General features: G+C 67.3%; 11 protein-coding genes. 8 read left to right on the forward strand and 3 right to left on the reverse strand.

Annotated features, from left to right (window positions below; translation table 11 throughout):
• Positions 1-297: 297 nt before the first annotated feature.
• The 3 genes from N825_RS37210 to N825_RS30410 form a co-directional block, all read right to left on the reverse strand.
• Positions 298-1,371 carry a tetratricopeptide repeat-containing serine protease family protein gene (locus N825_RS37210; RefSeq protein ID WP_051513605.1) on the reverse strand — a complete coding sequence of 358 codons (1,074 nt, stop codon included), beginning with the start codon at positions 1,369-1,371 and terminating at the stop codon, positions 298-300.
• Between the two features lie 321 nt (positions 1,372-1,692).
• Positions 1,693-2,034: a hypothetical protein gene (locus N825_RS37215; protein ID WP_051513608.1), complete on the reverse strand. Its 342-nt coding sequence runs from the start codon at positions 2,032-2,034 to the stop codon at positions 1,693-1,695.
• A gap of 321 nt (positions 2,035-2,355) precedes the next feature.
• On the reverse strand, positions 2,356-2,742 hold the full coding sequence (locus N825_RS30410; RefSeq protein WP_051513610.1) for a PRC-barrel domain-containing protein: 387 nt from the start codon (positions 2,740-2,742) through the stop codon (positions 2,356-2,358).
• 387 nt (positions 2,743-3,129) lie between these two features.
• Between N825_RS30410 and N825_RS30415 the strand changes: the two genes are divergently transcribed.
• From N825_RS30415 to N825_RS30450, 8 genes are all read left to right on the forward strand, one after another.
• Positions 3,130-3,594: an acetyl-CoA carboxylase biotin carboxylase subunit family protein gene (locus tag N825_RS30415; RefSeq protein ID WP_037460081.1), complete on the forward strand. Its 465-nt coding sequence runs from the start codon at positions 3,130-3,132 to the stop codon at positions 3,592-3,594.
• A gap of 206 nt (positions 3,595-3,800) precedes the next feature.
• The gene (locus N825_RS30420) at positions 3,801-5,765 is read left to right on the forward strand and encodes a methyl-accepting chemotaxis protein (protein WP_037460082.1); all 1,965 of its coding nucleotides are present in this window, start codon (positions 3,801-3,803) and stop codon (positions 5,763-5,765) included.
• A gap of 20 nt (positions 5,766-5,785) precedes the next feature.
• Positions 5,786-7,324 carry a chemotaxis protein CheW gene (locus N825_RS30425; protein ID WP_084165198.1) on the forward strand — a complete coding sequence of 513 codons (1,539 nt, stop codon included), beginning with the start codon at positions 5,786-5,788 and terminating at the stop codon, positions 7,322-7,324.
• Complete coding sequence (gene cheB / locus N825_RS30430) at positions 7,321-8,442, forward strand: chemotaxis-specific protein-glutamate methyltransferase CheB (protein ID WP_037460083.1); 1,122 nt, start codon at positions 7,321-7,323, stop codon at positions 8,440-8,442. Before N825_RS30425 ends, cheB begins: the two co-directional genes overlap by 4 nt.
• The gene (locus tag N825_RS30435) at positions 8,433-9,026 is read left to right on the forward strand and encodes a HEAT repeat domain-containing protein (RefSeq protein WP_037460085.1); all 594 of its coding nucleotides are present in this window, start codon (positions 8,433-8,435) and stop codon (positions 9,024-9,026) included. Before cheB ends, N825_RS30435 begins: the two co-directional genes overlap by 10 nt.
• A 4-nt stretch (positions 9,027-9,030) precedes the next feature.
• A complete protein-coding gene (locus tag N825_RS30440) occupies positions 9,031-9,909 on the forward strand; it encodes a CheR family methyltransferase (protein WP_198038967.1) in 879 nt (292 codons plus the stop codon).
• Positions 9,902-10,309 (forward strand): response regulator, encoded by a 408-nt coding sequence (locus N825_RS30445; RefSeq protein ID WP_037460087.1) that lies wholly within the window; start codon positions 9,902-9,904, stop codon positions 10,307-10,309. Before N825_RS30440 ends, N825_RS30445 begins: the two co-directional genes overlap by 8 nt.
• Positions 10,306-11,201 (forward strand): Hpt domain-containing protein (locus tag N825_RS30450; RefSeq protein WP_037460088.1); only part of this gene is annotated, 896 nt, incomplete at its 3' end. The genes N825_RS30445 and N825_RS30450, both read left to right, overlap by 4 nt.

Consider the following 11,201-nt stretch of genomic DNA (forward strand, 5'->3'; position numbering starts at 1 on the left):
CTACCAGCAGAAGAGCCAGCCAACCTTCCGGGTTGGCTGGCTCTTCCAATTCCGGCACCGTGTCACTGTGCGGACTCGATAAGTACCGGGTAAGGAGCGCGGCAAACAGCTGCGGCGAAGCGCACATCTGATGCAGCCTTGGCGCTTTTTCCTTCGTACCGATTAACCTGCTTTCCTTGCGCCAATACTCGGAGCAAGAGGATCATCCTCGTACCTACAACCGACCCTGCCCCGAGCGGCACGTCGAGAGTCATCCCCCGCGTTGCACTCTCCAACACGAGCCGGGGCGAAATAACACTATCGCTTAATCTGACAGACGATTGGGAAGGTGAAGTCTTGGACCTCCTTGGCGACATCGGTGGCCGCTACGGTCTGGACGCTGCGACTGGAAAAGGAGATCTTATTGTCCTCCAGGAAGTTGATGAGGGTGGTGTTCTTCACGGCGAAGCCGACGTTCTGACTGTTTCGGAGGAGGGATGTGATGACGCCGATGACCGCGCCAGTGGAGTCCACGAGTGGCCCGCCCGAATTGCCAAGTTGCACCGCCGCGTTCGTTTGAAGCTCGTTTTTGGCCCCCTTGAAACCTGTAAGTGAACTGACGATTCCACTGGTCATGTTGATCGACGTCAATATTGGGCGTTGTGGATAACCGAACAGATAAACTGACTCACCCAAGGCGCCAGGACTTTGGCGAACGCGAGCATGACTTGTGTGTTTGGTTGACGTGCGTAGAACGACCAGGTCCAGGCTCTTGTCGATGGCGACGACGGTAGCGGTGACGGACTCGCTCCCCTTTTCCACCGTCACCTTGTCACAGGACTTGATGACATGGTGATTGGTCACCAGTTCGAAGTCGTTGACGTAAAAGCCACTCCCGGATCCGATAACCACGTATCGGGGCGCGCGCTCCGGCGCCGGCAATCGGGCTTTGGACTGCGTCGCTCCGGGTGGACCGTTGGGAATTTTGCCAGTGAAACAACCCGGAGCAGGCAGATCCTTCATACTGGAGAATCTGCGCATAATTTCCCGAGCTTCGGGACTACCCAGCTCGATTGAGCGACGAAACCAGGAGGCCGCCATCGCCTCGTTACGAGCCACGCCTTTACCGGAAAGATACAGATTTCCGATCTTGTAGGCAGCCATCGGGTGACCCTTGGCCGCAGCCTGGCAGAAGTACGTGAATGCTCTAGAAATGTCGGCGTTTGTCCCAATTCCTGATTCTAGCCGCCGTCCAAGTTCGAACTGAGCGCGAGTGCTTCCAGATTTGGCGAGTACTTCAAGAGCGATCACCGTCTTATCAGGCTGCTCAGCATGCGCGACCGGGCTGATGAAGACCAACCCGACGAAGAAAATCCGAATAAATGCGATCATCCCAAACCCCGGAGCTGCAAGTGCTACGAGCCTGGTTCAACCGGCATGATCGACGCAATCACGCTTCTTCGGATCGCATGGAGTTTTAGAGGCATCGGATTAGGCAACCACCGTGACGGTTCAGTGGTACACTTGACCTACTTCGGGCGAGCACTCTGTTACTTCGTGTTTATTTCATGCATTCATGAAATTAGAACTGTGAGGCCTGTAGCCAAAGCGGTAGGTTTGAGCCTCCCGCCGCCGAGAGGGTCGGAATCCCCGCTGCGACGGTCGTCAACAGTCGGCGTTCCGACGCGCCGGCGGCGGATCGCTTCAGCGGGCTTAGTTGCCGTCCTTCTTCTTGCAATAGGCCTGCCCGACGCTGACGGTGCTGGCCTGCATCTCCGCCTTTCCTGCCGTGTTGGGGTCGAGCGCCTTGATGGTGTCGATGGTCGAGCGCACCTTGGCACAATCCACCTTGTCACCCTGCGCCATGTTGACATGTTTGCTGCTGGTGGCCGAGTAGGTATAGAAATCGCTTCCGCAATGCAGATGCGGGTATTTGCCACCGGCCGGGATGTAATCTTGGTTGCCGCAGAAATTCTTCTTCCAATTCTCCGCCTGCGCGGGCGTCGCCGCGATCAGGGCGAGACCCACAACAATGAACGCGCCAAATTTCATCATCGATCCCCTGGATTGAAGCGAGCATTCATCCGGATGCTTGTTGGTGCGGATGAATACTTCCGTGCGACAGGCACGGTCCCAAGGTAGATACTTGCGGAAGATCGTTCAAGTTCGAATTTTATATGTTTCAAATTCGAAATTTTGGGACGGGCTACAGACGCGATATTCGAACATCGGGGTATGTTTACTTCAGGGTGGCTGCGGAAGGCCGATCGATGACTTGCGGGTTCGGGGTTGATCTGGATGTGCCGCCAAGGGGCGTGGTGGCTGGCCGTGGCGCCCCCTGGCGGCGGTGGTTGGATGGTTATCCGGCGTTGTGGATCAGTCGTCCCACTTGGGCAGTTGGCTCAACTCGCCTTCCGCCATGTCCGTGGTCAGACGGCCATTCTCGCCGACCTGAAGGCGATCGAGCGGCACCACGACCTCCTGGTCGCCAATGCCCAGGGTGCCGCCGAACTCCACCGAAACCGCGCTGAGCTGGCCGGTGGCGTCGATCAGAACATCCTCGACTTCGCCGATCTCGTCACCGGCGCTGTTGTAGAGGTCCATGTCCTCGAGCTTGTCGATCGTGTGTCCCCGCCAGGTCAGGTCGGTGCGGTCGTCATCCACCTTCGACAGCCCCTGCGGATTGGCGGCGGTCTGCGCGATCGCGGCGGCCGGGATCATGAGCGCCACGGCGGCGGCCATCAGCGTGGTGCGGTATGACATGGTCTTCCTCCAACTCATTGCGTTCAATCGTATCGCGTTCATTCGCTTCGCCTTTTTCGGGCATGCGGCATGCCCGGCGCTTCCAGACAACACGCGAAAGGGCAAATTGGTCACGGTGGAATTCAACGAGCGAGAGTCGGAGCGTAAGGAGGATGGGGACATTCTGGTTTGATGTTTCAAGGACGACCATCCGCCGGGAAACTTCAAACCAGAATGTCCCCTTTGTGGGCGCCGCAGCTTGACGGGATGCGGTTTAATTGGTTCTAAAACTTTTGGCTTCAGGGTGACCGGGCAACAAACGAGGGCTCGGTCGTGGGGTTTTCATCGGTTCGCCATATTCCCGTCTATGTCGAGGGCGATTCTTCGGCGCCGGTCGCGGCGTGTTCGATGAACAAGGCGAGGACCTTGATCCATGAATACTCGGCTCGACTGGAGCCGATCAACGGACGGACGGGGCTTCGCGTGGCTTCGGCCAGCCTGCTCACCTCCCATGTCGGGCCGATGCTTCAGCTGCTGCCCCTGACAGGTCCCGGCGGTTCGGCCGACGTCGCGGAGAAGCCGGTCTTGTCGCACCGCCCGATGAACGACAGGGAGGTGATGGTGCTTCTGGTCAAGGCCGCGGCGATGACAGCTGGGGTCCAGGGCGGGTTGGACGAGCGGGTGCTGGCGGAACTCCGCGAGATCCGGCAGCGGTTGTCGGACGCGATACCGGGCATGACCTTCCCGCGGCCGACCTCCGGGCCGATCGCCGCCACGCTGAACGAGATGCTGCTGATCTTCAGCCAAGCCCAGGCCGGCAAGAAACTGGACGACATCGAGACGATCCGGAAGATCCAAGCGCTCACGTGGTAGACCTCCGCCAACCGGTCGGATCGTGCCCTTCGATGGCGGTACTTAGTGTGTTGGAAGATTTAGCGGCGAATTGGCGGAAAATTCGATCGGAAAGAGCGCTTGCGACCGAGTTACAATACTTTATGTTTGCCGCTTCACCCCCGACGGCGACCCTGTCGGGGTTAGGCGACCCGGTCTGGGTTCGCGGGTGAGAAGGGGCAAGTCGGATGGCGTTGATCAAGAAATCCACCTATGACACGCGGCGCCCCACCGAGCCTTCGGAGCAGGGGTCGGGCGGCGCCGCGCCGCCGAGTTCGTCGCAATCCCCATCCCAATCCCCCCTGCCCCACGCCAATCCCCAGCGGGCCCGCGCCCGGACCTATGCGCGGCAGCAGAAGATCGCCGAGCGGATCGCGGCCGCCAGCACCGAGATCGCCTCGTCGACCAGCGAGGCGGCCTCGGCGGCGGAGGAGCTGCGGCGCGCGATGGAGCAGATCGCCAGCGGCGCCCACGAGGCGTCCAGCGCCGCGCGCGAGTCGCTCTCGGCCGTCACCAGCATCGTGGAGTTGCTGGCCAAGGCGCGCGGCATGGCGACCACCTCGCGCGAGAAGACCGAGGCGTTGCGTGTCCAGTTGGGGGAGACCGGGGCCCGGATCACCGCGTCGGTCGAAGGGATCGCGGCGGCCGCCAAGCGGCAGACCGCCACCGTCACCCTGATCGGCGAGCTGGAGGATCTTGCGTCGAGCATCGGCTCCATCGTCCGCACAGTCGGCCATATCGCCGACCAGACCGATCTGCTGGCGCTGAACGCCGCGATCGAGGCGGCGCGCGCTGGCCAAGCCGGCAATGGGTTCGCCGTCGTCGCGGACGAGGTTCGCGCCTTGGCGGAGGTCGCGGAGAAGAGTGCTCGCGACATCACCGAACTGGTCGACAAGATCCAGAACGAGGTCAAGTCGCTGGCCGCCGCGATCACCGCCACGGCGGCGACCTCGATGCGCGAGGTCGACAACGGCGCCAAGGTGGTGACCAACCTCGATCAGGTGCGCGCCGACATGGCCGGGCTGGCGCAAAGCAGCCTGGACATGGTGGACGCCGCGCAGGAGGCCGAGCGCGCGTCGGTCGAGGTCCAGCGCGGCGCCGAGCAGATCGCGGCGGCGGCCGAGGAGCAGTCGGCGGCGACCGAGGAATCGCTGCGTGGGCTGGCGGAACAGAGTCTGGCGCTGGAACAGGCGCGGCTGGCGGCGGAGGAGTTGTCCGGCTTGTCCGACGAGTTGCGCCAGACCGACGACCTGATCCGCGGCGCCGAACAGGTGGCATCCGCGTCGGAGGAGCTGTCGGCGACGGTCCAGGAGTTGTCGGGCGCCGCGGCGCAGATCATGACGGCGGTCGATCAGATCAGCCGCGGCTCGGCCCAGCAGGCGGCGGCCACCCAGCAGTCGAGTGCGGCGCTCCGGCAGATCGACGCGGCGGCCCAGCGTACCCGCGCCACCACCGGCGCCGCCGTGGAGCGGGCGACCGTCATGAGCGACTTGCTGGCCGAGGGGCGGCGGACGGTGACGTCGCTGATCGGCGGCGTCGAACAGGCGGTCGAGCAGACCCGAGCCAGCCTGGGCGGCATCGGTTCGCTGGAACGGATGGTGCGGCGGATCGAGAAGATCGTGGATGGCATCAACACCGTTTCGATCCAGACCAACATGCTGGCGATCAGCGGCTCGGTCGAGGCGGCGCGCAGCGGCGACGCTGGCCGGGGGTTCTCGCTGGTGTCCAACGACATCCGCACCCTGGCCCGCGATTCCGCCGAGAATGGCGACAAGATCAAGGACACCGTGCGGGCGATCCAGGACCATGTCCGGGCGGTCCGGCGGGAACTGGAACTGACGCTGGCCGCCACCGAGATGGAGGTCCAGAAGAACCGCGACATCATCACGACGTTTGGCGCGGTCGAGGCCGATATGGCGACGGTCACCGCCGGCAACGCCGCCGTGCTGAAGGACGCCGACGTGATCCTGTCGGCGGCGGCGCGGGCCACCGCCGGGACGCAGGAGGTCGCGGCCGCCGCGGAACAGGCCAGCAGGGCCGCGACGGAGGCGGCGACGGCGTCTCGCCAGCAGGCGCGGGGCGCGGAGGATCTGGCGGCCGCCATCGAGGAGATCGCCTCGCTGGCCGACGAACTGCAGAATTCGGCCGGTTGACGCCGAGCCGGACCGGTCCCATGCCCCCAATCCCTGCCGCCCAGGCGCTTTCATCGGATCCGGTCGCCCATGCCTTGGCGCCGCATCTGCTTTTCCATGTCGGCGGCACGCTGGCGGCATTGCCCCTTGCCGAGGTCCGCGAGGTGGTCCGGCGGCCGGACGTGCTCGACGTCCCGCTGAGCCCGCCGGCGATCGAGGGCCTGATCAACTTGCGCGGCACCGTGACGGTGCTGATCGACATGGGGCGGGTGCTTGGGACCACGGCGTCTACCGGCGCGTCTCCGGCTGGCGACGCGACGCGCGTGATCGTGCTGCGGGGAACCCGGGTCGGCTTGCGGGTCGATCGGGTGGTCGGCATCGTCGGGCTGGACGGCACGCGGCTGGAGCGGACGGGTGATGGCGACGCCGGTTTCGTCAGCGGGACGGTTCCGGCGGATGGCGCCCGGCCGGCTATCTCGGTGCTGGCGCTGGACCGCGTGCTGGGCCGGGTGGCGGCGCGGGCCGCGCGTCCCGCCGCGGCGGTGGCCATCACGGGGAAGGCCCCCGCTGGCGGCCGAACGGTGGCGGTCGCGGGCGGCGAAGACACGCTGATGCTGGTCAGCTTCGAGGCCGGCGGGGAGGAATACGCGGTGCCGGTCTCCGCCGTGCGCGAGGTGGTCCGGCTGGAGGGGCGGCGGGAGGGCCGGCTGGCGCGGATGCCCCATGGCGACGGCAACCTGCTGGGCGTCGCGACGCTGCGGGGACGCTTGGTGCCGCTGTTCGACCTGCGGGGCCTGCTGGGGCTGGAAGCGGGCGAGCGGGCTGACACCGCCGCCGCGCGGATCATCGTGCTGTCTTTCAACGGCGTGCGGGCCGGGCTGGTGGTCGATCGGGCGCGCGAGATCCTGCGGGTCGGCGGCGATCTGATCGATCCGGTGCCGCCCCTGTTCCGGCAGGACAGCGGCGAGATCGAGGCGATCTGCCGACTGGACGGCGGGCGCCGGCTGGTCTCGGTGCTGGACCCGGAGCGGCTGTTCCAGTCGGAGGCGGTGTCGCGCGGGCTGGGTCCGGTGGAGGATGACATGGGTGATGACCGCGCGGGCGCCGCTTTGGCCGGCGCCGAGGCTTTCGTGATCTTCCGGCTGGGCGGGGTGGAATACGGGCTGCCGTCCTCCCGCGTCGAGCAGGTGCTGGCGGTGCCGGACCGGCTGACCGAGGTGCCGAAGGCTCCCGCCTTCATCGAGGGAGTGATCAACCATCGCGGCGCCGTGCTGCCGGTGATCGACCAGCGGCGGCGCTTCGCGATGCCGCCTGCGGAGATTGGCCGGGGGCGGCGGATCATCGTGGTGGCGATCGGGACCGTCCGCGCCGGGCTGCTGGTCGATGGCGTGACCGGCGTGCTGCGGATCGCGGCCGAGGCGATCGAGCCGGCGCCCGACCTGTCGCCGGAGCAGATGGCCCTGATCTCGCGCGTCGCCAACCTGGCCGGCGACGGCGCCGGCAGGATGGTGCTGCTGCTCGATCCGGCGCACCTGCTGGACCGGCGCGAGGCCGACGCGCTGTCCGGGATGGACGCGTGATCCGTCTCCTGATCATCGATGATTCCGCGCTGATGCGGAAGCTGCTGACCGACATCTTCGAGCGCGCCGGCGGCTTCGAGACCAAGGCGGCGCGCAATGGGGCCGAGGCGCTGGAGCTGGCCAAGAGCTTCGCGCCGCATGTCGCGACCTTGGACATCAACATGCCGGTGATGGACGGGCTGACCTGCCTGGGCCGGCTGATGGTCGAGACGCCGCTGCCGGTCGTGGTGGTGTCGTCCCAAACCCGCGAGGGCGCCGAGACGACCTTCGAGGCGCTGGCGCTGGGGGCGGTCGACGTGATCGCCAAGCCGGAGGGGACAGTCTCGCTCAGCATCGACCGGATCGAGCCGATGCTGGTCGAGAAGATCCGGGCGGCGGCGCGGGCCAAGCTGCGGCCGACGCTGCGGCTGGCCGACCGGATCCGGCATCGGCTGGGTTCGGTGCCGGCGGGAGCGGGTCAGGCTGGAGCGGGGTTGGTCGAGCGGATTCCGGTGGCGGCGCCGCCCGCGGAGATGGAGCGTGGCTCCGGGTTGATCCTGATCGGGGCTTCGACCGGAGGGCCGCAGGCGCTGGAGGCCGTGCTGACCGGGCTGCCCGCCGACCTGCCCTGGCCGGTGCTGGTGGCCCAGCACATGCCGGCCAGCTTCACGGGAGCCTTCGCGCAGAGGCTGAGCCGGATCTGCGCGCTGCCGGTGATCGAGGTCGGGCACTCGACGCCGCTGCGGCCGGGACAGGTCCATGTGGCGCGTGGCGACGCCGACATGATCATCGCGCGGCGGCCCGCCGGGTTGATAGCACTGCCGGTGCCGGCCTCGGCATCCCACCGTTGGCATCCGTCAGTCGACAGGATGGTGGCGAGCGCCCTCAATCTTGTCCCGGCCGAGCTGCTGATCGGCGTGCTGCTGACCGGCATGGGCGATGACGGCGCGGCGGCCATGGTGAGGATCCGCCAGGAGGGCGGCCACACCATCGCGCAGGACGAGGAGACCTCGGTGGTGTGGGGCATGCCGGGGTCGCTGGCCCAACGCGACGGCGCCGACATCGTGGCGCCGCTGCCCGACATCGCCCGGGCTGTGGTCAGGGCGGTTCGGCGGAAGGCGGAGGTGACATGCCCCTGATCCGGCGCGGCCCCTCGGACGGGGTCCCAGACAACGGGCGGCCCGATTTGGCGAGCGGTGATCCCGCCGAACGGAGGCGGGCGGTCCGCGCGCTGCCGCGCGATCCCGCCAGCGTGGCGGTGCTGATGGCGCTGCTGGGGACCGAGACCGACGCCGCCGTCCGCGAGGCGGTGTTCACCAGCTTGGCGGCGATCCCGGAGGCGGCGCCTTCGCTAGCCGGGCTGCTGCGGTCGCAGGATGCCGGCTTGAGGAACGGCGCCGTGGAGGCGTTGCAGGCGATGCCCGGCGCCGTGCTTCCGCTGCTGCCGGAGTTGCTGGCCGACCGTGACGCCGATGTCCGCCTGCTGGCCGTCGAGATCACGCGCTGCCTGCCGGCGGACGACGCCACCGGGTCGCTGTGCGGACTGCTGGACCGCGAAACCGACGCCAATGTCTGCGTCGCCGCCCTGGAGATCCTGGCGGAGGTCGGCACACCCGACGCGGCGCCGGCGATGCGGCGGCTGGCCGGACGCTTTCCCGGAGAGCCGATCGTGCCCTTCGCGGTGAACGCCGCCATCAGGCGCGTCACCGGCGGACGGGCCTGACGCGATGGCCAGCGTCAACCCGACGGAACCGCTGGTGGCCTCGGACATCCGGATCACCGACCCGGAGTTCCGGCGGTTTTGCGACTTCTTCTACCGGCGAACCGGGATCGTCTTCGGCGACACGCAGCGGGTCTATGTCGACCGGCGGCTGGCCGACTGCATCGTGGCCGCGGGATCGCGCGGCTTCGCGGAGCATTTCGCCCGGCTGCTGGTGGAGCCGCGCGAGATGGAGCGGCTGATCTCGCTGTTCACGGTCAACGAGACCTATTTCTACCGCGAGGAATACCAGCTGCGCTGCCTGACCTCGACCCTGCTTGACGGGATCGTGGCGCGGAAGCGGATCGGCCAGCCGGTGCGGCTGTGGTCGATGCCCTGCTCGACCGGCGAGGAGCCCTACTCCATCGCGATCTGGCTGCTGGAGAATTGGGCCGAGGTCGATCGCTGGGACATCGAGATCATCGGGTCCGACATCGACACCAAGGTGCTGGAGGCCGCCGAGGCGGGGGAGTATTCGGAACGGGCGCTGATGCGGCTGCCGCGCCCCTTGGTCGATAAGTACTTCACCCGGATCGGCGACAAACGCTACAGGATCGACGAGGGCTTGCGCGGCTCGGTCCAGTTCAGCCGGGTCAACGTGATCGATCAGGCGGAGATGGCGCGGTGGCGCGGCATCGACGTGGTGTTCTGCCGCAACATGCTGATCTACTTCGACGAGGTGTCGCGGCGGACGGCGGCGGGCAACCTCTACGACAGCCTGGCGCCGGGCGGCTACATCTGCCTGGGGCACACCGAATCCATGAGCAGGATCTCGCCTCTGTTCGAGGTCCGCCGGTTCCCCGACGCCATCGTGTACCAGAAACCCGAGGAGGGCGGCCATGCGTGACGGGCCAGCATCCGCGCGAGTCTTGGTGGTGGACGACGGCAGCCTGATCCGCCTGTACTACCGCGAGGCGCTTGAGGCGGCCGGGTTCGAGGTCGCCGAGGCGATCAATGGCATCGAGGCGCTGGAGAAGGTGCTGACCGACCGGTTCGACCTGCTGATCGTCGACATCAACATGCCGAAGATGGACGGCGTGTCTTTCCTGCGGACCCTGCGGGCGCGCGACGGCGAAGCGGGCGCCATCCCCGCCCTGGTGATCTCCAGCGAGGCGGGCGAGCAGGACGCGCGCGACGCGCGCGCGGCGGGGGCGAACTATTACCTGGTCAAGCCGGTGGCGGCGGCGGACCTGACGCTCCATGTCGCCGTGCTGACGGGAACCCCTTCCGGCGGGGCGCTGGCATGAACGCGCTGCTGGAGCAGTTCCTGCTGGAGGGCCGCGACCTGATCCAGCAGGCGACCCGCGACTTGATCGCACTGGAGCGGACGCCATCCCATGACACGCTGCTGACCGAGGTGTTCCGCGCCTTCCACACGCTGAAGGGGTCTTCGGGCGTGTTCGACGTCCGGCCGATGACGCGGGTGCTGCACGCGGCGGAGGAGGTGCTGGAGAACGCCCGCGCCGGGACGGCGGCGATCGACGGCGGCCTGACCGACGCGCTGCTGGAGACGCTGGACCAGACGGCGCGCTGGCTGGACGCGCTGGAAATGGGCGACGGCTTGGACGACGGTGCCGACGCCGTGGCGACGGGGCTGGTCCAGCGGTTGCGGGGCGTGGAGGCCAAGGGCGCCGACGTGGGGACGCGGGACGAGGACGATCCCGACGCCTTCACCGAAGCGGAGCGGCGGAAGGGATTCGAGGCGCTGAAGGGGCTGCCGGCCGGGGCCGGCCTGTTCCGGATCACCTATCTGCCGGACCGCAACTGCTTCTTCGCCGGCGAGGACCCGCTGAAGCTGGTACGTCGGCTGGATGGGTTGGTGGCGCTGCGGATCCAGCCGCGCGAGGCGTGGCCCGCCGCCGAGGCGCTGGACCCCTTTGTCTGCGCCCTGAGGATCGACGCGCTGGCGGTTGGGGAGGAATCGGTGGTGCGGCAGCCGTTCCGGCTGGTCACCGATCAGGTGCGGATCGGCGCCGTGGAGGCGGAATCCCTGGCGCCGCCAGAAGCCGCCGATATCGTCGGCTCCGTGCTGGACGAACAGCGGCGGCTGCTGGCGGACGGCGGCGTGGCGGCGGGTGAGGTCGCGGGGCGCTGGGGTTCCGCGGCGGCGGCCGCCGCGAACGCGCTACGCCACGAGGG

The sequence above is a fragment of the Skermanella stibiiresistens SB22 genome, from assembly GCF_000576635.1.
GTDB classification, from domain to species: Bacteria; Pseudomonadota; Alphaproteobacteria; order Azospirillales; family Azospirillaceae; genus Skermanella; species Skermanella stibiiresistens.

What these genes read in the sequence shown, in the direction of transcription:
- N825_RS30410 (WP_051513610.1), bottom strand. Translation starts at nt 2,742, where the DNA reads ATGTCATACCGCACCACGCTGATGGCCGCCGCCGTGGCGCTCATGATC.
- N825_RS30415 (WP_037460081.1), top strand. Translation starts at nt 3,130, where the DNA reads ATGAACAAGGCGAGGACCTTGATCCATGAATACTCGGCTCGACTGGAG.
- N825_RS30425 (WP_084165198.1), top strand. Translation starts at nt 5,786, where the DNA reads ATGCCCCCAATCCCTGCCGCCCAGGCGCTTTCATCGGATCCGGTCGCC.
- N825_RS30420 (WP_037460082.1), top strand. Translation starts at nt 3,801, where the DNA reads ATGGCGTTGATCAAGAAATCCACCTATGACACGCGGCGCCCCACCGAG.
- N825_RS37215 (WP_051513608.1), bottom strand. Translation starts at nt 2,034, where the DNA reads ATGATGAAATTTGGCGCGTTCATTGTTGTGGGTCTCGCCCTGATCGCG.
- N825_RS30435 (WP_037460085.1), top strand. Translation starts at nt 8,433, where the DNA reads ATGCCCCTGATCCGGCGCGGCCCCTCGGACGGGGTCCCAGACAACGGG.
- N825_RS30440 (WP_198038967.1), top strand. Translation starts at nt 9,031, where the DNA reads ATGGCCAGCGTCAACCCGACGGAACCGCTGGTGGCCTCGGACATCCGG.
- N825_RS30445 (WP_037460087.1), top strand. Translation starts at nt 9,902, where the DNA reads ATGCGTGACGGGCCAGCATCCGCGCGAGTCTTGGTGGTGGACGACGGC.
- N825_RS37210 (WP_051513605.1), bottom strand. Translation starts at nt 1,371, where the DNA reads ATGATCGCATTTATTCGGATTTTCTTCGTCGGGTTGGTCTTCATCAGC.